The sequence below is a fragment of the Janthinobacterium sp. 17J80-10 genome (genome assembly GCF_004114795.1).
In the GTDB taxonomy this organism is placed as follows: Bacteria; Pseudomonadota; Gammaproteobacteria; order Burkholderiales; family Burkholderiaceae_D; genus Paucimonas.
Window position 1 is genome coordinate 3,940,434 of record NZ_CP035311.1, and the last position, 21,630, is coordinate 3,962,063.

A 21,630-nucleotide genomic window follows, 5' to 3' on the forward strand; every position below is an offset into this window, starting at 1 on the left:
GGAGCAACTGCCCCCGCCTTCACTCAGGCGATCAAGCGACGACTTTTTCCTTGGCTTGTGCTGCCGCATGCATCTCGCCCAGCGCCCGCTTGTACTCGGTCGGGAACACCTTGACGAACTTGGTGCGGGCATTGGCCCAGTCATCGAGCAAGTTGCGCGCACGGGTACTGCCGGTATGCTTGAAGTGACGCTCGATCAAGCCTTTCAGGATGGCTTCATCGGTGCGCTTCTCGCCATTGCGCAGCGTGCTGTGCCAGTAGGCGCGGTCGATCGTGGCTTCCTGTTCGGAAGTCGCCGATACCGGCTCCAGCTTGACCATCGCCATGTTGCACTTGCCGGCGAAATCCCCTTCCGGATCGTACACATAGGCGATACCGCCCGACATGCCTGCCGCGAAGTTACGGCCGGTGGTGCCCAGCACGACCACGGTACCGCCGGTCATGTATTCGCAGCCATGGTCGCCGGTACCTTCCACCACGGTGGTGGCACCGGAATTGCGCACGGCAAAACGCTCGCCGGCAACGCCGTTGAAGAACGCTTCGCCAGCGATGGCACCATACAGCAAGGTGTTGCCGCTGATGATGTTGTCGACTGCGCGGCCGCGGAACTCGGTGTTCGGACGCACGATGATGCGCCCGCCCGAGAGACCCTTGCCGACGTAGTCATTGCCCTCGCCCACCAGGTCAAGCGTAATGCCATGTGCCAGGAACGCGCCGGCGGATTGGCCGGCAGTGCCTTGCAGCTGGATATGGATGGTATCGTCCGGCAGGCCTTCGTGACCGTAACGCTTGGCCACTTCGCCCGACAGCATGGCGCCGACGGTGCGGTTGAGGTTTTTTACCGGCGAGATGAACGAGACTTTCTCGCCTTTTTCCAGCGCCGCCTTCGCCTGGGCGATCAGCTTGTGGTCCAGCGCTTTTTCCAGGCCATGGTCCTGGACGTCGACGTGATAGCGCGGCTCTTCGGCGCGGACTTCCGGCAGGTAAAAAATCTTCGAGAAATCCAGGCCCTTGGCTTTCCAGTGCGAAATCGCGCGAGCCTTGTCGAGCAGGTCGGCACGGCCGATCAGATCGTCGAACTTGCGAATACCCAGTTGCGCCATGATCTGGCGCACTTCTTCAGCAATGAAGAAGAAGAAGTTCACCACATGCTCGGGCTTGCCGGAGAACTTGGCGCGCAGTACGGGATCTTGCGTGGCGACGCCGACCGGGCAAGTGTTCAGATGGCACTTGCGCATCATGATGCAACCCTCGACCACCAGCGGTGCGGTGGCGAAGCCGAATTCGTCGGCGCCCAGCAGCGCGCCAATAACGACATCGCGACCGGTCTTGATCTGACCGTCGGTCTGCACGCGGATGCGGCCGCGCAGACCGTTCAACACCAGGGTCTGCTGGGTTTCGGCCAGGCCGAGCTCCCAGGGCGAGCCGGCATGCTTGACCGACGACAGGGGCGATGCGCCCGTGCCGCCATCATGGCCGGCGATCACGACGTGATCGGCCTTGGCTTTGGCCACGCCGGCCGCGACGGTACCGACGCCGACTTCGGACACCAGCTTGACCGAGATCGATGCCTGCGGATTGACGTTTTTCAGGTCATGGATCAGCTGGGCCAAGTCTTCGATGGAGTAAATGTCGTGGTGCGGCGGCGGCGAAATCAGGCCGACGCCCGGCACCGAGAAACGCAGCTTGGCAATGTACTCGGATACCTTGTGACCCGGCAGCTGACCGCCTTCACCCGGCTTTGCGCCCTGCGCCATCTTGATCTGGATCTGGTCGGCCGAGGTCAGGTACTCGGCAGTGACGCCGAAGCGGCCGGACGCGACTTGCTTGATCTTCGAGCGCAGCGAATCGCCCGCCAGCAGCGGCGTATCGACTTCGATCTGGTCATGGCCGATGACGTCAGCCAGGGTGGTGCCCTGCTTGATCGGGATGCCTTTCAATTCCTGACGGTAGCGTGCATCGTCTTCGCCGCCTTCGCCAGTATTGGACTTGCCGCCGATACGGTTCATGGCGACGGCCAGGGTGGCGTGCGCTTCGGTCGAGATCGAGCCGAGCGACATGGCACCAGTGGCAAAGCGCTTGACGATTTCCTTGGCGGATTCGACTTCATCGAGCGGTACCGCCTTGGCAGGATCGATCTTGAACTCGAACAGGCCGCGCAGGGTCATGTGGCGCTTGCTCTGGTCATTGATGATCTGCGCGTATTCCTTGTACGTGTTGAAGTTGTTGGAACGCGTCGAATGCTGCAACTTGGCGATCGCATCCGGCGTCCACATGTGGTCTTCGCCACGCACGCGGTACGCATATTCGCCGCCGGCGTCCAGCGCATTGGCCAGCACGGGGTCGGTGCTGAACGCCAGGTTGTGCAGGCGCAGTGCTTCTTCTGCCAGCTCGAACACGCCGATGCCTTCGACGTTAGATGCGGTGCCCTTGAAGTACTTGTCGATCAGCGGACGGTTCAGGCCGATGGCTTCGAAAATCTGCGAGCCGCAGTAAGACATGTAAGTCGAGATGCCCATCTTGGACATGACCTTCATCAAGCCCTTGCCGACCGCTTTCTGGAAGTTGTAGATGGCTTTTTCCGGCGACAACTCGCCCGGCAGGCCCTTGGCCATGTCGGACAGGGTATCGAGCGCCAGGTACGGGTGCACGGCTTCTGCGCCGAAACCTGCCAGCAGGGCAAAGTGGTGGGTTTCGCGGGCAGAACCGGTTTCCACCACCAGGCCGGTGGAGGTACGCAAGCCCTTGGCCACCAGGTGCTGGTGAATTGCCGAAGTCGCCAGCAGCGCAGGAATCGCGACCTGGTCGGCGCCGACCTTGCGGTCGGAAATGATCAGGATGTTGTGACCCGACTTGACGGCGTCGACGGCCTTGGCGCACAGCGATGCCAGGCGCGCCTCGATACCTTCCTTGCCCCAGGCCAGCGGGTAGCAGATATTCAGTTCATGCGACTTGAACTTGCCGCCGGTGTGTGCGCTGATGTTGCGCAGCTTGGCGATATCGGCGTAATCGAGCACCGGCTGCGACACTTCCAGGCGCATCGGCGGGTTGATGTTATTGGTGTCGAGCAGGTTGGGCTTGGGACCGATGAAGGACACCAGCGACATCACCATGGCTTCGCGGATCGGGTCGATCGGCGGGTTGGTGACTTGCGCAAACAACTGCTTGAAGTAGTTATACAGCGTCTTGTTCTTGTTGGACATGACGGCCAGCGGCGAGTCATTGCCCATCGAGCCGACAGCTTCTTCACCGGTAGCGGCCATCGGCGACATCAGGAATTTCAAGTCTTCCTGGGTGTAGCCAAAGGTTTGCTGCAGGTCGAGCAATGGCACTTCGGATTTTTGTTCGGCCGGTTCGGCGTCGAGTTCGCCCAGCTTGATGCGCACCGAGTCGATCCACTGCTTGTACGGCTTGGCGTTGGCGTAGGTATCCTTCAGTTCCTTGTCGTCGATGATGCGGCCGGCGTCGAGGTCGATCAGGAACATCTTGCCTGGCTGCAGGCGCCATTTCTGGATGATCTTCGATTCCGGGATCGGCAGCACGCCCGACTCGGATGCCATCACGACGAAGTCGTCATCGGTGACGATGTAGCGCGCCGGACGCAGACCGTTGCGATCGAGGGTACCGCCGATGTGACGACCATCGGTGAAAGCCATGGCGGCCGGACCATCCCACGGCTCCATCATGGCGGCGTGGTATTCGTAGAAGGCGCGGCGGTTGTCGTCCATCAGGGTGTGATTTTCCCAAGCTTCCGGGATCATCATCATCATCGCCTGGGCAATCGGGTAGCCGGCCATGACCAGCAGTTCGAGCGCATTGTCGAAGCTGGCGGTATCGGACTGGCCTTCATAAATCAGCGGGAACAGCTTTTGCAGGTCTTCGCCCAGCACGGCCGACTTCATCACGCCTTCGCGCGCGCGCATCCAGTTGAAGTTGCCCTTGACGGTATTGATCTCGCCATTGTGCGCCAGCAGACGGTACGGGTGGGCCAGCGGCCACTCCGGGAAAGTATTGGTCGAGAAACGCTGGTGCACCAGCGCCAGCGCCGAGATGCAGCGCGGATCCTGCAGGTCCTTGTAATACACGCCGACCTGGTCAGCCAGCAGCAAGCCCTTGTAGACCACGGTGCGGGCCGACATCGACGGCACGAAGAATTCCTTGCCATGCAAGAGGTTCAGCGCCTGGATGGCATGACCGGAGGATTTGCGGATGACGTACAGCTTGCGCTCGAGTGCGTCGGTGACCATGATGTCGGCGCCGCGGCCGATGAAGATCTGGCGGATCACCGGTTCCTTGGCGCGCACGGTCGGCGACATCGGCATGTCGAAATCGACCGGCACATCGCGCCAGCCCAGCACGACCTGGCCTTCGGCGAGGACGGAGCGCTCGATTTCCTGTTCGCAGGCGATGCGGGAAGCGTTTTCCTTAGGCAGGAAAACCATGCCCACGCCATATTCACCTGGCGGCGGCAACGCCACGCCCTGCTTAGCCATTTCCTCCCGGTAATACTGGTCGGGAATTTGGATCAGGATGCCGGCACCATCGCCCATCAGCTTGTCAGCGCCAACAGCGCCCCGATGGTCGAGATTTTTCAGGATCAGCAAACCCTGTTCGACGACAGAGTGGCTCTTTTTACCTTTGATATGAGCAATAAAACCAACACCGCAGGCGTCATGTTCATTGGCCGGGTCGTACAAACCTTGCGCGCGCATAAACTTCTCCGCTATTCATGGAATCAAACCCCAAGAATAGTGCAGCGCAATAGATATATCAATTAATTTAAAATGGGGTCAGAGTAAAATTATGCATGCACAATTTCGGGGCAAAATTTTAATGGGGACAGAGTAAATGCACGAACCTTGTATCGCCATCCATCATGAGCCCTGCTTGGAATCAGTTTCCGATAACCCTGCAGTTTTTCTCGGCCGCCCCCGTTTGCCAGGCTGAACCCGTCGTTGCACCTGTCGCTCCAGCGCTTTCATGAACTGTTCCGATCCCAGCGCCCAACCTTTATAAGTTGCATCTTGCAAAGATTGCATTTCCTCGGAAGTGAGTGCCTGCTCCATCAATCCCTTGTAAGCTGCCTCGCGTTCAAATGGCGTATTCCCCAAGCGCCAGAACAGCGGATGGTCCGTAATGTAAGGATCGGAATTGACACCTGTATGGTGCGCACAACTGGACCAGGGATATGTCGCCGGGTCGGAGACGAGGTCCGCTCGCACCGGATTGAGTTCGATGTAGCGCGAACAGGTCAGGAAATAGCGTTCAGAATCGATGACGGTCGCGCGATAGCGCCCTTGCCAAAGCGTGCCGGTGCGCTGGTATTTATGATTGAAGTACGGCACATAGTAGCGCCCCACCCATTGCATCATCCTGCCCAATCCCGTTGCATCGGCGGGCGACGCCAGCAAATGGAGATGATTGGGCATCAGCACATACGCATGCACGGCCACCTTGAATTGCCGGGCAGCCTCACGGAGCCATTTTAAGAAGGCACGATAATCGTCATCGTCATGAAAAATTGCCTGACGATTGTTGCCTCTTTGAATTATATGGTGCGCCTGATGCGGCACCACCAACCGGGGAAGGCGAGCCATACGGAATGTTGTGAACGTTAAAATCGCCCTATTATAATATTCCCAAGCCAAATGACTCCGACCCCAATTAACCAATGATTTCAACCGGCAAGTGACGGCAACGAACGGTATCCGACACGGATGCTTGCCAGCCTTGACTGATAGAACCGCCTGGTCGAAAAAAAACCTGCAATCTTTCGATTACAGGTTCTCGATGTGCTAAGCGGCGCAATGACCACTCAGAATGGAATATCGTCATCCATGTCCGAAAAGTTCGGTGCCGGCTTGGAAGCCGGACGGGAAGCAGCACCCGCCCCACCGCTACTTTGCCGTGCCGGTGCCTGACTGTACTCTTCATCCGGCGCGGCGTTACCACCGCCCATGCCCTGACGACCGCCAAGCATCTGCATGGAGTCGGCAATGATTTCCGTCGTGTAGCGCTCGGCGCCATCCTTGTCGGTCCACTTGCGCGTCTGCAGGCGGCCTTCAATATAGACTTGGGAACCCTTCTTCAAATACTGGCCGGCGATTTCCGCTAGCTTGCGATAAAAGGTAATGCGGTGCCATTCCGTCAGTTCCTTTTTCTCGCCGGTATTCTTGTCTTTCCAGTTCTCGGTCGTGGCGACGGCAATGTTGGTGACCGCATCGCCATTAGGCATGTAACGGGTTTCCGGATCACGTCCGAGGTTGCCGACGATGATAGCTTTGTTGACCGATGCCATGCATTTCTCCTGTTAGGGTGCCGCCGCCGCTTGGCCGCGGCGTGGCAAATTTTTCATGTTGATTGCCATTATAAGCCAGACCATGGTCAGTCCGGCACCTACCTGGAATACTGCCGCGCGGCCTGCATGCTGCACAAGCCAGCCGCCCAGGGCGCCGCCGCAGAACAGCCCCAGAGATTGCAAGGTGTTATAAACACCCAGCGCCGTGCCCTTGGCTGCAGGCGGGGCAATTCGGGATACCAGCGAAGGCTGACTGGCTTCCAGAATATTGAAGGCAATAAAAAACGCCAGCAGTAAACCCACCAGCGCCCAGGCAGGGTGTCCCGCTTGCGCCAGCCACCACCACAAGCCAAGTTGCACAAACAGCAACATGATGATGGCTGCCACAAACACTTGCTTGATTTTGCCCAACTTTTCCCCAATAAAGATGGGCGGCAGCATCAGGATGAACGAAGCCAGCACGACCGGCAGGTAGACTTTCCAGTGGTTTGCCAGGGGCAGATCCAGCGACTGGACCAACGCCGCCGGCACCACCACGAAAATTGCCACCTGGGTCAGGTGCAGCACGAACACGCCCACATTCAAGCGCATCAGCTCGGTATTTTTCAATACTTCGGGCAAGGCGACGCGCCGCGTCTTAATGACTGGAAATGCCGGCACGACATACAACACCACGCCAATGGCGGCAATTGCCAGCAAGCCGGTCAACCAGAAAATGCCGCTCATGCCGATGGCCTGGTACAAGAGCGGTGCGCCGACCATGGATGCGGCAAAGGTAAGGCCAATCGAGCCGCCCACCATCGCCATGGCCTTGGTGCGGTGCTGCTCGCGGGTGGCATCGGCGATCAGGGCTGTAATCGCGGCGGAAATTGCGCCGGCGCCCTGCAATGCACGGCCGATCACCACCCACAAGATATCGTTGGCAAGCGCCGCCACCACCGCGCCGAAGGCGAACATGAGCAAGCCGATGACAATGACCGGCTTGCGGCCATAGCGGTCGGAGGCGATGCCAAAGGGGATTTGGCAAAACGCTTGCGCCAGGCCGTAAATGCCCATGGCCAGACCGACCATGGCGAGGTTGTCGCCGCCGGACATGGTTTTGCCATGCTCGGCAAAGACCGGCAGGATCAGGAACAGGCCGAGCATGCGCAAGGCGAAAATCGAGGCAAGCGAGGCGCTGGCGCGGATCTCTGTGCGGGACATGCGCTCGCTGGCGACGACGGAATCTTGGGAAGACATAAGTTAAGGGACTCGACCGGCGTTTTACCGCCCACTTCAAAACCCGTTATAGTAGCAGGTTGACCCAACTTACTTATCCGCCGTGTTCTGGAAAGCATGTCTTTCTGATACGCCGTGGAAAAATGATTGAATTCATGGAAGAAATTCGCATCCGCGGTGCACGCACGCACAACCTGAAGAATATCAATCTCGATATTCCTCGCAACCAGTTGATCGTCATTACAGGCCTGTCCGGGTCCGGCAAATCTTCGCTGGCCTTCGACACTCTGTACGCCGAGGGCCAGCGGCGTTACGTCGAATCGCTGTCGGCCTACGCGCGGCAATTCCTGCAATTGATGGAAAAGCCCGATGTCGACCTGATCGAAGGTTTGTCGCCGGCGATCTCGATCGAGCAAAAGGCCACCTCGCACAATCCGCGCTCCACCGTCGGCACCGTCACCGAAATCCACGACTACCTGCGTCTCTTGTACGCGCGGGTCGGCACGCCCTACTGCCCCGACCATCCGGAAAATCCGCTGGCGGCGCAATCGGTGTCGCAAATGGTCGATGCCGTGTTGGCCTTGCCGGAAGATACCAAGCTGATGATCCTCGCGCCCGTGGTCGCCAACCGCAAGGGCGAGCACGTCGACCTGTTCGCCGCCATGCAGGCGCAGGGCTTCGTGCGCTTTCGCGTGCAAAGCGGCACGCATGCGGCGAAGATCGTCGAGGTTGAAGACCTGCCCAAGCTGAAGAAAACCGAAAAGCACACCATCGACGTGGTGATCGACCGCGTCAAGGTCAAGGCCGACATCAAGCAGCGCCTGGCGGAAAGTTTCGAAACCGCCCTGCGCCTGGCCGAAGGGCGCGCCATGGCGCTGGAAATGGACAGCGGCGTCGAGCATATCTACTCCAACAAGTTCGCCTGCCCGACCTGCGGCTATTCGCTGCAGGAACTCGAACCGCGCCTGTTTTCCTTCAATAACCCGATGGGTTCCTGCCCGGAATGCGACGGCCTGGGCCACATCGAATTCTTCGATCCGAAGCGCATCGTCGCCTTCCCCAACCTGTCGCTGGCCTCGGGCGCCATCAAGGGCTGGGACCGGCGCAACCAGTTCTATTTCCAGATGCTGACCAGCCTGGCCGAGCATTATGGCTTCGACCTTGACGTGCCTTTCGAGAAGTTGCCGGAGCAGGCGCAGCAGGTCATCCTGTACGGCTCGGGCCGCCAGACCATTCCATTCGCCTACATCAACGAACGCGGACGCACCGTGGTGCGCGCGCATACCTTTGAAGGCGTGGTCAACAACCTGCAGCGCCGCTACCGCGAAACCGATTCGATGGCAGTCAGGGAAGAACTGGCCAAGTTCATCAATGAAAAAGCTTGTCCGTCCTGCCATGGTGCGCGCCTGCGCGTCGAAGCCCGCCACGTCAAGATCGGCGCTGGCCGCCAGCAGCGCGCCATTTTCGAAATCGCCGCCACGCCCCTGCGCGACACACTGGCTTTCTTCGAAACTCTGAAGCTGACCGGTGCCAAGCGCGAAATCGCCGACCGCATCATCAAGGAAATCGTTGCGCGCCTGAAATTCCTCAACAATGTCGGCCTGGATTACCTGTCGCTGGAGCGCAGCGCCGACACGCTGTCGGGCGGCGAAGCGCAGCGCATCCGCCTGGCTTCACAAATCGGCAGCGGATTGACCGGCGTCATGTACGTGCTCGACGAGCCGTCCATCGGCCTGCACCAGCGCGACAATGATCGCCTGATCGAGACCTTGAAGCACCTGCGCGACATTGGCAATACCGTACTGGTGGTGGAACATGACGAGGATGCGATCCGCGCCGCCGATTTCATCGTCGACATGGGTATCGGCGCGGGCGTCCATGGCGGCGACGTGATCGCCCAGGGCAGTCTGGCCGATATCCTCAAGAGCAAGAAATCGCTGACCGCGCAATACCTCAATGGCAAGCGCGGCATTGCCGTGCCCAAGAAACGCACCCCGGCCGACCCGCACAAGCAATTCGTCATCACGGGCGCCACCGGCAACAACCTGAAAAATGTCACGATGAGCCTGCCGGTGGGCTTGCTCACCTGCGTCACCGGCGTCTCTGGCTCGGGCAAATCGACCCTGGTCAACGACACGCTCTACAATGCCGCGTCGCGCCACCTGTATGGGTCGCAAGCCGAGCCTGCGCCGTTCGAGACGATTTCCGGCTTCGAATTCTTCGACAAGGTCATCGCCGTCGACCAGGCGCCGATCGGCCGCACGCCGCGCTCCAATCCCGCCACCTACACCGGGCTGTTTACGCCGATCCGCGACCTCTTCGCCACGGTGCCAACCGCCAAGGAACGCGGCTACGCTGCGGGGCGATTCTCCTTCAACGTCAAGGGAGGGCGCTGCGAAGCCTGCCAGGGCGATGGCGTCATCAAGGTCGAAATGCACTTCCTGCCGGACGTCTACGTGCCCTGCGACGTTTGCCATGGCAAGCGCTACAACCGCGAAACCCTGGAAGTGCAATACAAGGGCAAGAACATCACCGAAGTGCTGGACATGACGGTCGAGGATGCCCATGAATTCTTCCGCCCGGTGCCGGTCATTGCGCGCAAGCTGCAGACTTTGCTGGATGTCGGCCTCGGCTACATCAAGCTGGGCCAGAGCGCCACGACGCTCTCCGGCGGCGAGGCGCAGCGTGTGAAACTCTCGCTGGAACTGTCCAAGCGCGACACCGGCCGCACCCTCTACATCCTTGATGAGCCGACCACCGGCCTGCACTTCCACGACATCGAGCTGCTGCTGAAGGTGATCCACCGCCTGCGCGACCAGGGCAATACCGTGGTCATCATCGAGCACAACCTCGACGTCATCAAGACGGCGGACTGGCTGGTCGACCTGGGCCCGGAAGGCGGCGCCGGCGGCGGACGCATCATCGCCACCGGCACGCCCGAAGATGTGGCGTCGAACCCGGACAGCGTCACTGGCCAGTACCTGGCGCCGCTGTTGCAGAAAAAATGAAGCGGTTCGCCCATGCCTGACGCACCGTCATCGGGCGCACCCCTGGCCAGGCACTTGCGCATCAGCGGCAAGGTCCAGGGCGTCGGCTACCGCATCGCGTTCGAACAGCAAGCGCGGACGCTGGGCCTGGCGGGCTGGGTGCGCAACCGGCTGGATGGTTCGGTCGAAGCGCTCGTGGCAGGCGAGCCCAAAGCGATCGAGGCAATTATCATTTGGTCGCACCACGGGCCTGCGGCCGCACAGGTCGAAGATGTCGCCATTATCGATGCCGGCGACACGGCGCTGGAACCCGGCAAGTTCGAACGCCTCAGGACTGCCTGAGCATACTTTTCCGCAATGACGTGGCGACGGCGTCAGGTGCGCAGGCCCAGCCACAATCCCAGTGGCACGAACAGCAGCGCGGCAAGATTACCCAGCAAAACGATGGAGGCGACCTTGTCCGGCTCCTGCTGGTACTGCTCCGCCATCATGAAGCAAAACACCGCTGGCGGCAGGGCGGCAAACAGATACATTTGCGCGCGCTGATCCGCCGAGAGCGGCAACACTTGCTCCAGCACCCAGGCAACTGCCAGGCCGGCGAGCGGACATACCGCCGCACCCACCATGCCGATCTGCCAGCTTTTGAGCGTGACATCACGCATGCGCACGCCCAGGGCAAACAGCATGACGGGAATGGCGGCATCGCCCAGCATTTTCAAGCCCTGGAAGAGATAGGCCGGCAGGCTGACGTGGGCCGCGGTGACGGCCAGGCCGAAAATCATGGCCACCATCATGGGGTTGAGTAACAGCCGCCACGCGGGAACGCGCGCGTGCGCCTTGCCGGCGGCAAGAATCTTGATGCCGACGGAAAAATAGACCAGGTTGGCGGCAATGAACAGGGTCACCGCCGCCGACAGGCCTGCCTGGCCAAACGCCAGCGCTGCCAGCGGCAAGCCCATATTGCCGCAATTGTTGTAAATCATCGGCGGCAGGAAGGTGCGGGCATCGTAGCCCAGGGCCCTTGCCAGCGGCCAGGCCAATAAACCGGAACCAAGCGAAATCAGCACGCCGGCAACGATCAGCGAGACGTTCTGCAGCAGGTCGAAATCCTTGGCCGCCATGGCGGTAAACACCAGCAAGGGGCCGAGCACTTCGGTGCTGACGCGATTGACCGAAGTCATGTCTGCCTTGACGGCCGGGCCGCGCAGGCGGGCATAGCCATAGCCGACCGCGATGATGCAAAACACCGGCAGGATGATGCCTAGGATACGTTCGATCATGCGGTCATGATTTCAGCAGGCGTTCCTCGGCCAGGGCCAGGCTTGCCGTCGGCCCGCGCAGCACCACCGTATCGCCGTTCAGCAAAAGCAAGCTTGGCTCGACTTCAAGGCGCGTCTGCCCGCGAATCACCACGCTGACCTCGGCGCCCAGCTCTTCGAGCCGCAAGGCGGCGAGCGGACGGTTGACAGCAAATGCCGACTCGCCCAGCGGCACCGAATACAGGCGCAATTGCGCGCTATCGGCACCGTCTGCGGCATCGGTGGCGCCATGGAAAAAGCCACGCAAGGAAGCGTAGCGTTCTTCACGCATGCTCTGCACGCGCCGCACCACCTTACGCAGCGGCACGCCGATCTGCAGCAGCGCGTGCGAGGCCAGCATCAGGCTGCTTTCGATTGCTTCAGGCACCACTTCGGTCGCGCCGGCAGCACGCAGGCGGTCGAGGTCGGTATCGTCGTAGCTGCGCACGATGACCGGGCACAGGGGCGCCAGCTCTTTGGCGAAATGCAGGATCTTCAGGGCCGACGCCGTGCTGGCGTACGTAATCACCAGTGCGGAGGCGCGATTGATGCCCGCCGCCACCAGGCTCTCGCGGCGCGCGGCATCTCCATATGAAACACTGGCGCCACCGGCCTGGGCGTCCCGCACCCGGTCCGGGTCCAGATCGAGCGCATGGTAGGCAATACCCTCGGCCTCCAGCAAGCGCGCCAGGCTCTGCCCGGTGCGGCCAAATCCGGCAATCACCACATGTTGCTGCGCGCCCATGGTTCGGGTGGCAATCTGCGTCAGCGCCAGCGACTGCATCATCCATTCATTGGACGACAGCCGCAGGACGATCGCATCGGCCTTGGCCAGTATGAATGGTGCTGCCAGCATGGACAGCACCATCGACGCCAGTACGATCTGGATCAGTTCGGAATCCATCAGTTTCAGGGCGCCTGCCTGATTGAGCAGCACGAAGCCGAATTCGCCAGCCTGCGCCAGGCCCAGCCCCGTGCGCAGCGCGACGCCCGTAGGCGCGCCCACCAGGCGGGCAATTCCCATGATCAAGCCGAACTTCAGCAACACGATAATGCTCAGGAACAACAGCACGAGCCACCAGTATTCAATCACCAGGCGGACATTGAGCAGCATGCCGATGGTGACAAAAAACAGTCCCAGCAGCACATCCCGGAACGGCTTGATGTCCTCTTCCACCTGGTACTTGAATTCTGTTTCCGAAATCAGCATGCCGACAACGAAGGCGCCCAACGCCAGCGACAGGCCGGCTTTGTCTGTAATCCACGCCACCCCGAGCGTCACCAGCAGCAGATTCAGCATGAATAATTCCTGCGAGCGGCGCTTGACCACCACGCGGAACCAGGCGCGCGTCAACTTCTGGCCGATCACCAGCAGCAGTACCAGGACCATCACCGCCTTCAGCGCCGCCCAGCCCAGTGTGACCAGCAAACCCTCGCCAGGCCGCGCCAGTGCCGGCACCAGGATCAGCAACGGCACGAACGCCAGGTCCTGGAACAGCAGCACCCCCATGATGTTGCGCCCGTGGGCGCTTTCCAGTTCAAGCCGTTCGGCCAGCAGCTTGGAAACAATGGCCGTAGACGACATCGCCAGCGCCGCGCCCAAGGCGAACGCTGCTGGCCAGCTGATATCCGCAAGTTGCGGCAAGGCCCAGGCCAACAGCCAGCCACAGCCCATCACCACGACCGTGGTCAGGCCGACCTGCGCCAGGCCCAGGCCAAATACCGTGCGCCGCATGGAAGACAACTTGGGCAGGGAAAATTCCAGCCCGATCGAAAACATCAGGAATACGACACCCAGCTCGCCCAGGGTATGCGTGGCCGGGCTCTCCTTGGCAAGGCCAAAGGCATGGGGCCCCAGGAGGATGCCCACCACCAGGTAACCCAGCATGGGCGGCAAATTGAGGCTGCGAAAAGCCACGACAGCCAGGACTGCAGAGCCCAGCAACAACAAGGTTAATTCAAGCGCCGACGACATGTTTTCAAGGAAGCGGCAGCGAAGATGCTGCCATTGTGTTAACTCAAGAGGGGCGGTTTGTTTATTTCTGGCAGGTTTTTTGCTTGCCTATTTCGTTTATACTTCTCCCATGAGTGTAACCGATGAAAAAACCTTGACGAAAATTTTTGACGAAAATAGTGCCGCCCATGCCTTGAACCTGGCGCGCGAAACGCTGCAAATCGAAGCCGATGCCATTCTTGCTTTGAAACAGCGCTTTGCCGGCGAGGGAAGCCAGCACTTTACCGATGCGCTCAAGTTGCTTCTTGAATGCAAGGGCCGCGTCGTTGTCTCCGGCATGGGAAAATCCGGCCACATCGCCCGCAAGATTGCCGCCACGCTGGCATCAACTGGCACGCCCGCGCTGTTTGTCCATCCGGGCGAAGCCGCGCATGGCGACCTTGGCATGGTCACCGCGCAAGACGCCTTCGTCGCCATTTCCAATTCCGGCGAAACCGCCGAATTGCTCGACATCGTGCCCCTGATCAAGCGCATGGGCGCAAAAATGGTCGCCATGACCGGCAAGCCCGGCTCGACCCTGGCGCAACTGGCCAATGTGCACTTGAATGTCGCAGTGGACAAGGAAGCCTGCCCGCTGAACCTGGCGCCAACCGCCAGCACCACCGCCACCCTCGCCCTGGGCGACGCCTTGGCCGTGGCGCTGCTGGATGCGCGCGGCTTCCGCGAAGAGGATTTCGCCCGCTCGCATCCCGGCGGCGCGCTCGGCCGCCGACTTTTGACCCATGTGCGCGACGTCATGCGTAGCGGTGCTGCGGTTCCCGCCGTGACCGGAGGACTGTCGCTGTCGGCCGCACTGATGGAAATCAGCCAGAAAGGCATGGCCATGACCGCCGTCGTCGATGATGCCTTCCGCCCGATCGGCGTCTTCACCGACGGCGACTTGCGCCGCATGCTCGAACACACACAGGATTTCAGCAAGCTGAAAATCGCCGACGTCATGCATGCCAATCCGCGCACGATCGGCCCTGACCAGCTGGCGGCGGATGCCGCCCAGATCATGGAGCAGTTCCTGATCAACCAGTTGCTGGTCACCGACACCGATGGCAAGCTGGTCGGCGCGCTCCACATCCACGACCTGACACGAGCCAAGGTAATCTGATGGAACACCAGGCAAGCGCGCGCGCAGCACGAATCAGGCTGATGATTTTCGATGTCGACGGCATCCTCACCGACGGCAGCCTGCACTATGGCCCGGAAGGCGAAGTCATCAAGACGTTCAACGTCCTGGACGGCCATGGCATCAAGCTGCTGCAGCAATCCGGCGTGGCCACTGCCATCATCAGTGCGCGCCAGTCAGCGCTGGTGGTACGCCGGGCCAGTGATCTCGGCATCACCCATGTATTCCAGGGCGTGCACGACAAGCGCGCCGCCTTCGAGCAATTGCTCGACAAGACAGGCATTGCGCCAGAAGCTTGCGGCTTTGTCGGCGATGACGTGATCGACTTGCCGATCCTGTTGCGCGTCGGTTTTGCCGCCAGCGTGCCCAATGCTCATCCCGAAGTGAAAAGCCGCGTGCATTTCATTACCAAGGCGGCCGGTGGCGACGGCGCTGCGCGCGAACTGTGCGATTTCATTTTGCATGCCCAAGGCAATTACGAAGCGGCGCTCGCGCCCTACCTGGCATGAAAGACCGGCGCGCCGCGGCCAACCGCTTCCAGCTTGGGCTGGTGCTGGCGCTCGCCGCATTGCTGGCGCTCGGCAGTTTCTGGCTGCTCGACGTCATGCGGCGCGGCATTGAAGACAGTCTGCCTGCGGTGCAGCGCACCGAACCCGACTATTACGTCGAGCGCTTTAATTTTGTCAGGCTGGCGAAAACCGGCGAAGCCCGTTATCACATTGCCGGCGAACGCATGACGCATAACCCGCAGGACGATTCCTATGAAATTGCCCGTCCGGTCATGAAAGCCCTGAGCGCAAAACGTCCGACGACCACGATCGTGGCCGAACGGGCACTGGCCAACAGTGACATGAGCCAGGTGCGCCTGTTTAACAACGTGAAAATGGAACGCCCCGCATCAACAAGCTCGCGGCATTTGCGCCTGATCTCGGAATATATGCTCGTACTGCCGGATGACGACACCATGAAAACCGACCGCCCAGTGGAACTTGTTTCCGGCACCACCGTTTTGTACGGTACCGGCATGTTTGCCAACCACGCGACGGGAGAATTTAGCCTGGCAAGCAAGGTTCGTGGCACCTTGCAACCCCGAATGACACAATGAAGCAAGTCATTTCCAATGCATCACTGGATTTCTTTCCCATGAAACGATTTTTCTTCTTATCGCTGTTTGCGCTCAATATGCTGGCGACCGGCATTGCCTATGCTGAAAAAGCCGATGCTGACAAACCCACCAATGTCGAAGCCAACCAGATGGCTTACGATGATGTCCGCCAGGTCAATACCTTTACCGGCGACGTCGTCCTGACCCGCGGCACGCTCATCATGAAAGCGCACAAGATGGTGGTAACGCAGGATCCTGCGGGATACCAGTTTGCCACCCTGCACGCAGGCCAGGGCAAACCGGCCAGCTTCCGGCAAAAGCGCGACGGTGGCGCGAACCTGTGGATTGAGGGTGAAGCAGAACGCATTGAATACGACAACAAGGCCGATGTCGCAAAACTGTTTTCCAAGGCCAAAATGCGCCGCCTCGAAGGCACCAAGGTCACCGACGAGGTCGAGGGCGAATTCATTTCTTATGATAATCGCACGGAATTTTTCGCTGTCAACAACACCTCCTCCGATAGCAGCAAACCCGGCGCCGGACGTGTCAAGGCGGTCATTCAACCGCGCAACGAAGCCAAGAAATGAACCAGGAATGATCAGCATGAGCAGCAAACTTCTTGCCCGCGGATTACAGAAAAGCTATGGCGCGCGCCAGGTATTGCGCGACGTTTCTCTGGAAGTGGGCAGCGGCGAAGTGGTCGGCTTGCTTGGCCCTAATGGTGCCGGCAAGACCACCGCTTTTTACATGATCGTCGGCCTGGTGCCGTCGGATGCGGGCGATATCGAGCTCAACGAGGTGAGCATTTCCCGCTTGCCGATTCACCGGCGTGCCAACCTCGGCCTGTCCTACCTACCCCAGGAAGCCTCGGTTTTTCGCAAGTTGACGGTGGCGGAAAATATCCGTGCCGTGCTGGAACTGCAGCGCGATGATGGCAAGCCATTGTCGAAAGCGGTTATCGAAGAAAAGCTCGACCTGTTGCTGGCAGAGCTGCAGATTGAAAAGCTGCGCGACAGCCAGGCCCTGTCGCTTTCCGGCGGCGAGCGCCGTCGCGTAGAAATCGCCCGGGCACTCGCAACCAGCCCGCGCTTCGTGTTGCTGGACGAACCCTTTGCCGGTGTCGACCCGATTGCCGTGATCGAAATCCAGCGCATCGTGCGCTTTCTCAAGGAACGCGGGATTGGCGTGCTGATCACCGACCATAATGTGCGTGAAACGCTGGGCATTTGTGATCGCGCCTATATCATTAACCAGGGTGTCGTGCTGGCCAGTGGCCGCCCGGATGACATCATCGCCAACGAGTCGGTGCGCCGGGTCTATCTTGGCGAACATTTCAGGATGTAAGCAAGCGGCATCGCCATGAAACAGTCACTTCAGCTACGCGTATCGCAGCATCTGGCATTGACGCCGCAGTTGCAGCAGTCGATCCGGCTGCTGCAATTGTCGACGCTGGAATTGCAGCAGGAACTGGAACATATCCTGGCTGACAATCCCATGCTCGAGCGCGTTGACGATCCGCTCGACCATTCGGTGCGCCTGCTTGCCGATGGCGCCATCAACCAGACCAGCAGCCCGGCGGAAAAGTCCGCCGCCGAAGATGCGCCGGCGGCCGATGGCGAAACTGCCTATGAAGGCGCAGAAGGCGGCGAGGCGGCGGATGGCGGCAATGGCGAGGCCGACTGGAGTTTCGACGATGTCGCCCGCACCGGCAAGAACCCTGAAGACGACGACTCACGTCCGCAACTGGAAGCGCACCACATCACGTTGCGCGAACACCTGCTGGAACAGATGCGCCTGACCAGCCATGAGACGCGTGATCGCGCCCTGATGGAATTGATCATCGACGCCATTGACAACAATGGCTACCTGGAAGAGCCGCTCGAGGAAATTCATGCGCGCTTGCCTGCCGAGCTGGAAATCGATCCGGAAGAATTGGCCATCGCCCTGAAACTGGTGCAAAGTTTCGAGCCGGCCGGCGTCGGCGCGCGCGACGCCGGTGAATGCCTCGCACTGCAAATCCGGCGCATGCCGAAAGTGCCGATGGTGACACGACGCATGGCGCTGACCATCGTCGAAAAGCACCTCGGCCTGTTTGCGCAGCGCGACTTCAACAAGCTCAAGAAACTGCTCGATTGCGATGACGAGGATTTGCGCGAAGCACAGTGCATCATCCGCCAGTGCAACCCCCATCCCGGGGCTGTCTTTGCCAGCGATGCCGCCGACTATGTCGTGCCGGACGTAATCGTCAAGCGCGGCAAGAACGGCTGGCAAGTCATGCTCAATCATGATGTGATGCCCCGGCTTCGCGTGAATGCCTTGTACGCGAATATCCTCAAGCAAAACAAGGGTGAGGGCTCACTCACTTCGCAATTGCAGGAAGCAAAATGGCTCATCAAGAACATGCGCCAGCGCTTCGACACGATCCTGCGGGTTTCTCAAGCCATTGTGGAGCGACAACGCAATTTCTTTTCGCATGGCGCCGTCGCCATGCGCCCTCTTGTCTTGCGCGAAATAGCTGATACACTAGGTTTACACGAGAGTACTATTTCTCGTGTAACAACGCAGAAGTACATGCTGACGCCGCATGGCATGTTTGAGCTGAAGTATTTCTTCGGCAGCCATGTCGCCACAGAAGCCGGCGGCGAAGCTTCATCAACGGCGATACGGGCGTTGATCAAACAATTGATAGGAGCTGAAGACCCCAAGAACCCCCTCTCTGACAGCAAGATTGCAGAAATGCTGGGGGAGCAAGGCATGGTCGTTGCCCGGCGCACTGTGGCCAAGTACCGCGAAGCCTTGAAAATCCCGCCAGTCAACCTGCGCAAGTCCTTGTAGTAGTCCTTGCAGTATTTGTTGTATTCGTTGCTGTGTTCAGGCGACACGCACTTGCCTTTGTCGACCGTGAACCGCCAGTGACCTTATTTTAAGGAGCGCTGTATGAATCTGACCATCAGTGGACATCATCTCGAACTGACCCCTCCTATCAGGGAATATGTGCATGCCAAGCTGGAGCGCATCAGGCGCCACTTCGACCATGTCATTGATGCTGCGGTCATCCTCACCGTGGACAAACTTGCAGAGAAAGACAAGCGCCAGCGGGCTGAAATCACCTTGCGCATGCGGGGCAAGGATGTCCATGTGGAATCCATCGCGCATGACCTTTATGCCGCAATCGATGGGCTGGTCGACAAACTCGACCGTCAGGTCCTCAAGTACAAGGCCATCCTCCAGGATCACCAGCACCAGGCCATCAAGCACTTGCCGGAATCCATGACGGCCGCACCGGAAGAATAAAACCGGCGCAATCAACTTCTGCAAATGTAACCAGGGGCGCGCCAAGCGCCCTTTTTATTACCCGATCATGAACGACCATATCCTGACCCGCATCCAGCATCGCACTGGCATGCTCACCCTGAACCGCCCGCAGGCACTGAACTCGCTGTCACTGGAAATGGTGCGCGCCATGACGCGCGCGCTGCTGGACTGGCGCGATGACGATGCAATCAAGGCGGTGTTCATCCACAGCAATAGTGAAAAAGCCTTTTGCGCCGGCGGCGATATCCGTTTTTTTTACCAGTCCGGGCAAGCCACGCCACAGCAAGGCAGCGCCCTGATAGAGGATTTTTTTACCGAGGAATATGCGCTTAACCGGCTGATCCATCACTACCCCAAGCCCTACATCGTGCTCATGGATGGCATCGTGATGGGTGGCGGCATGGGCATTGCCCAGTGCCACTCAGCCGGAAGGCTGCGGATCGTCACTGAACGCAGCAAGCTCGCCATGCCCGAAGTGAATATTGGCCTGTTTCCGGACGTCGGCGGAAGTTATTTCCTGTCGCGTGCGCCGGCTCAGATCGGCACCTGGCTGGCCCTGACGGCCAATCCCGTCGGCGCCGCCGATGCCCTGCATGCGGGGCTGGCGGATGTGTTTATTCCGGCGGAGCGGCTGGCGGACCTGCACGCCTTGGCGGGCACAGGCGACGGCAACGATATCGACCAGGACGTGCGCCACTTTGCCGCGCAATTTTCTGCAGGCGACACCGGCGAACTGGCACGGCAGCGTGACGCCATCGACCACCACTTTTCCTTTGACGACGTGCCATCGATCATGGATTCGCTGGCCGGCGATGCCTCGGCGTTTGCGCAGACCACCCTGGCAACCATGCAAAAGCGCTCGCCGCTCATGCTGTGCGTGACCTTGCGGCAGTTGCGCGCGGGCGCCGGCATGACATTCGAAGAGTGCCTGCGCATGGAACGTTCGATGATGCGCCACTGCTTCAAGCAGGGCGAGGCCTTCGAGGGCATCCGTGCCGCCGTGATCGACAAGGACTTGTGCCCGGCATGGGGATCGCCCTCGCCGCAAGCCGTCAGCGCAGAAATGGTGGCAGGATTTTTCCAGCCTGCGTGGCCGGCGCATGCGCACCCGTTGCGCACTTGGCTCTAGAGGCCGCGGGCTTCAGATCTCGTCGATCATGAACAGGCGGCGGTGTTCGCGCATGGCGTAGCGATCCGTCATGCCTGCGATATAGTCGGCAACCTTGCGCGCCTGCCGTGCCGGATCGCCGCCAGCCACCTGGTAGTCCGGCGCCAGCAGGCGCGGCTCTGCCATGAACGTCTCGAAAAGCTCGCGCACGATCCGTTTGGCCTTGCTGGTCATGCGGTTGACCTGGTAATGCCGGTACAGGTTCTCGCGCAGGAAACGTTTGAGCAGCAACTCTTCCTTGCGCATGGCATCGGAAAAACTGATGAGTGCGGGCGCGTTGCGCACCTGTTCGAGGCTTTGCACGCCAGCATCCTGAATTTTTTGTCCGGAAGTGCTGATCAGGTCGACGATTAGGGTATTGATCATCCGCCGCACGGTCTCGTTGATCATCCGCCGCCCGCCGATACCCGGAAACGCAGCTTCCGCCTCGCGCCGATGGCGCGCGAAAAAATCGATTTCGTCGAGCTGCTCGATGGTCAGCAAGCCTGAGCGCAAGCCATCGTCGATATCATGGTTGTTGTAGGCGATTTCATCGGCGAGGTTGGCCAGTTGCGCTTCCAGGGTTGGCTGCTTCTTTTCCAGGAATCGCTGCCCGAGCTCGCCCAGCATGTGCGCATTCTGCGAGGAACAGTGCTTCAAAACGCCTTCGCGCGTTTCAAACATCAGGTTTAATCCATCGAATGCGCCATAGCGCTCTTCGAGCTTGTCGACCACCCGCAGGCTCTGCAAGTTGTGTTCGAAGCCGCCATATTGGTCCATGCAGGCGTTGAGGGCATCCTGCCCGGCGTGGCCGAACGGCGTATGCCCGAGGTCGTGGGCCAGCGAAATCGCTTCAACCAGGTCTTCATTCAGGCGCAGATTGCGCGCGATCGAGCGGGCAATCTGTGCCACCTCAATGCTATGCGTCAGGCGCGTGCGGAACAGGTCGCCTTCATGATTGACGAACACCTGGGTCTTGTATTCCAGGCGGCGAAAGGCGGTGGAGTGGACGATGCGGTCACGATCGCGCTGGAACTCGGTACGCGAGGTGGCGGGCGATTCGGCGAAACGCCTGCCTCGCGATGTCGCGGAATGTGCCGCATAGGGAGCGAGGTAGGCTTCGAGATTCATG

17 protein-coding genes are annotated in these 21,630 nt (G+C 60.0%); 10 read left to right on the forward strand and 7 right to left on the reverse strand.

Annotated elements, in window-relative coordinates:
• Positions 1 to 31: 31 nt before the first annotated feature.
• The 4 genes from EKL02_RS17660 to EKL02_RS17675 form a co-directional block, all read right to left on the reverse strand.
• Positions 32 to 4,711, reverse strand: a complete 4,680-nt coding sequence (locus EKL02_RS17660; RefSeq protein ID WP_128903252.1) for a glutamate synthase-related protein — start codon at positions 4,709 to 4,711, stop codon at positions 32 to 34.
• 162 nt (positions 4,712 to 4,873) lie between these two features.
• A complete protein-coding gene (locus EKL02_RS17665) occupies positions 4,874 to 5,596 on the reverse strand; it encodes a transposase (RefSeq protein WP_128903253.1) in 723 nt (240 codons plus the stop codon).
• A 218-nt stretch (positions 5,597 to 5,814) separates the two neighbouring features.
• Entirely contained in the window at positions 5,815 to 6,297 is a 483-nt protein-coding gene (gene ssb / locus EKL02_RS17670) for a single-stranded DNA-binding protein (RefSeq protein WP_128903254.1), read from the reverse strand.
• A gap of 12 nt (positions 6,298 to 6,309) precedes the next feature.
• Positions 6,310 to 7,500 carry an MFS transporter gene (locus EKL02_RS17675; RefSeq protein ID WP_128903579.1) on the reverse strand — a complete coding sequence of 397 codons (1,191 nt, stop codon included), beginning with the start codon at positions 7,498 to 7,500 and terminating at the stop codon, positions 6,310 to 6,312.
• A 170-nt stretch (positions 7,501 to 7,670) separates the two neighbouring features.
• Here EKL02_RS17675 and uvrA point away from each other — a divergent pair, with 170 nt between their 5' ends.
• On the forward strand, positions 7,671 to 10,523 hold the full coding sequence (uvrA, locus tag EKL02_RS17680; protein ID WP_128903580.1) for an excinuclease ABC subunit UvrA: 2,853 nt from the start codon (positions 7,671 to 7,673) through the stop codon (positions 10,521 to 10,523).
• Between the two features lie 12 nt (positions 10,524 to 10,535).
• Positions 10,536 to 10,844: an acylphosphatase gene (locus tag EKL02_RS17685; protein WP_128903255.1), complete on the forward strand. Its 309-nt coding sequence runs from the start codon at positions 10,536 to 10,538 to the stop codon at positions 10,842 to 10,844.
• 32 nt (positions 10,845 to 10,876) lie between these two features.
• Here the strand turns inward: EKL02_RS17685 and EKL02_RS17690 are convergent, their stop codons facing one another.
• Positions 10,877 to 11,782 (reverse strand): AEC family transporter, encoded by a 906-nt coding sequence (locus EKL02_RS17690; protein WP_128903256.1) that lies wholly within the window; start codon positions 11,780 to 11,782, stop codon positions 10,877 to 10,879.
• Positions 11,783 to 11,786: 4 nt separating this feature from the next.
• A complete protein-coding gene (locus EKL02_RS17695) occupies positions 11,787 to 13,775 on the reverse strand; it encodes a monovalent cation:proton antiporter family protein (protein ID WP_128903257.1) in 1,989 nt (662 codons plus the stop codon).
• A gap of 109 nt (positions 13,776 to 13,884) precedes the next feature.
• Between EKL02_RS17695 and EKL02_RS17700 the strand changes: the two genes are divergently transcribed.
• The 8 genes from EKL02_RS17700 to EKL02_RS17735 all read left to right on the forward strand — a co-directional run bounded on the left by EKL02_RS17700 (position 13,885) and on the right by EKL02_RS17735 (position 20,480).
• A complete protein-coding gene (locus tag EKL02_RS17700) occupies positions 13,885 to 14,913 on the forward strand; it encodes a KpsF/GutQ family sugar-phosphate isomerase (RefSeq protein WP_128903258.1) in 1,029 nt (342 codons plus the stop codon).
• Positions 14,913 to 15,440, forward strand: coding sequence for an HAD family hydrolase (locus EKL02_RS17705; RefSeq protein ID WP_128903259.1), 528 nt, complete (start codon positions 14,913 to 14,915; stop codon positions 15,438 to 15,440). Before EKL02_RS17700 ends, EKL02_RS17705 begins: the two co-directional genes overlap by 1 nt.
• A complete protein-coding gene (lptC, locus tag EKL02_RS17710; protein ID WP_128903260.1) occupies positions 15,437 to 16,036 on the forward strand; it encodes an LPS export ABC transporter periplasmic protein LptC in 600 nt (199 codons plus the stop codon). The genes EKL02_RS17705 and lptC overlap by 4 nt, the downstream gene beginning before the upstream one ends.
• A gap of 38 nt (positions 16,037 to 16,074) precedes the next feature.
• Entirely contained in the window at positions 16,075 to 16,623 is a 549-nt protein-coding gene (gene lptA / locus EKL02_RS17715; RefSeq protein ID WP_128903261.1) for a lipopolysaccharide transport periplasmic protein LptA, read from the forward strand.
• A 16-nt stretch (positions 16,624 to 16,639) separates the two neighbouring features.
• Positions 16,640 to 17,380 (forward strand): LPS export ABC transporter ATP-binding protein, encoded by a 741-nt coding sequence (lptB, locus tag EKL02_RS17720; protein ID WP_128903262.1) that lies wholly within the window; start codon positions 16,640 to 16,642, stop codon positions 17,378 to 17,380.
• Between the two features lie 15 nt (positions 17,381 to 17,395).
• Positions 17,396 to 18,871: an RNA polymerase factor sigma-54 gene (locus tag EKL02_RS17725; RefSeq protein ID WP_128903263.1), complete on the forward strand. Its 1,476-nt coding sequence runs from the start codon at positions 17,396 to 17,398 to the stop codon at positions 18,869 to 18,871.
• Between the two features lie 102 nt (positions 18,872 to 18,973).
• Positions 18,974 to 19,330: a ribosome-associated translation inhibitor RaiA gene (gene raiA, locus EKL02_RS17730; protein WP_128903264.1), complete on the forward strand. Its 357-nt coding sequence runs from the start codon at positions 18,974 to 18,976 to the stop codon at positions 19,328 to 19,330.
• A 67-nt stretch (positions 19,331 to 19,397) separates the two neighbouring features.
• Positions 19,398 to 20,480, forward strand: coding sequence for an enoyl-CoA hydratase/isomerase family protein (locus EKL02_RS17735; RefSeq protein ID WP_128903265.1), 1,083 nt, complete (start codon positions 19,398 to 19,400; stop codon positions 20,478 to 20,480).
• Positions 20,481 to 20,492: 12 nt separating this feature from the next.
• On the opposite strand, the gene EKL02_RS17740 is transcribed toward EKL02_RS17735, so the two are convergent.
• Positions 20,493 to 21,629 carry a deoxyguanosinetriphosphate triphosphohydrolase gene (locus EKL02_RS17740; RefSeq protein ID WP_128903266.1) on the reverse strand — a complete coding sequence of 379 codons (1,137 nt, stop codon included), beginning with the start codon at positions 21,627 to 21,629 and terminating at the stop codon, positions 20,493 to 20,495.
• Position 21,630: the final 1 nt, after the last annotated feature.

Bases quoted from the DNA above. Each gene is read 5' to 3' on its own strand.
- EKL02_RS17725 (WP_128903263.1), top strand. From the start codon at position 17,396: ATGAAACAGTCACTTCAGCTACGCGTATCGCAGCATCTGGCATTGACG.
- lptB (WP_128903262.1), top strand. From the start codon at position 16,640: ATGAGCAGCAAACTTCTTGCCCGCGGATTACAGAAAAGCTATGGCGCG.
- EKL02_RS17675 (WP_128903579.1), bottom strand. From the start codon at position 7,500: ATGTCCCGCACAGAGATCCGCGCCAGCGCCTCGCTTGCCTCGATTTTC.
- EKL02_RS17685 (WP_128903255.1), top strand. From the start codon at position 10,536: ATGCCTGACGCACCGTCATCGGGCGCACCCCTGGCCAGGCACTTGCGC.
- EKL02_RS17695 (WP_128903257.1), bottom strand. From the start codon at position 13,775: ATGTCGTCGGCGCTTGAATTAACCTTGTTGTTGCTGGGCTCTGCAGTC.
- EKL02_RS17700 (WP_128903258.1), top strand. From the start codon at position 13,885: ATGAGTGTAACCGATGAAAAAACCTTGACGAAAATTTTTGACGAAAAT.
- ssb (WP_128903254.1), bottom strand. From the start codon at position 6,297: ATGGCATCGGTCAACAAAGCTATCATCGTCGGCAACCTCGGACGTGAT.
- EKL02_RS17735 (WP_128903265.1), top strand. From the start codon at position 19,398: ATGAACGACCATATCCTGACCCGCATCCAGCATCGCACTGGCATGCTC.
- uvrA (WP_128903580.1), top strand. From the start codon at position 7,671: ATGGAAGAAATTCGCATCCGCGGTGCACGCACGCACAACCTGAAGAAT.
- lptA (WP_128903261.1), top strand. From the start codon at position 16,075: ATGAAACGATTTTTCTTCTTATCGCTGTTTGCGCTCAATATGCTGGCG.
- EKL02_RS17705 (WP_128903259.1), top strand. From the start codon at position 14,913: ATGGAACACCAGGCAAGCGCGCGCGCAGCACGAATCAGGCTGATGATT.
- EKL02_RS17660 (WP_128903252.1), bottom strand. From the start codon at position 4,711: ATGCGCGCGCAAGGTTTGTACGACCCGGCCAATGAACATGACGCCTGC.
- lptC (WP_128903260.1), top strand. From the start codon at position 15,437: ATGAAAGACCGGCGCGCCGCGGCCAACCGCTTCCAGCTTGGGCTGGTG.
- EKL02_RS17665 (WP_128903253.1), bottom strand. From the start codon at position 5,596: ATGGCTCGCCTTCCCCGGTTGGTGGTGCCGCATCAGGCGCACCATATA.
- raiA (WP_128903264.1), top strand. From the start codon at position 18,974: ATGAATCTGACCATCAGTGGACATCATCTCGAACTGACCCCTCCTATC.
- EKL02_RS17690 (WP_128903256.1), bottom strand. From the start codon at position 11,782: ATGATCGAACGTATCCTAGGCATCATCCTGCCGGTGTTTTGCATCATC.
- EKL02_RS17740 (WP_128903266.1), bottom strand. From the start codon at position 21,629: ATGAATCTCGAAGCCTACCTCGCTCCCTATGCGGCACATTCCGCGACA.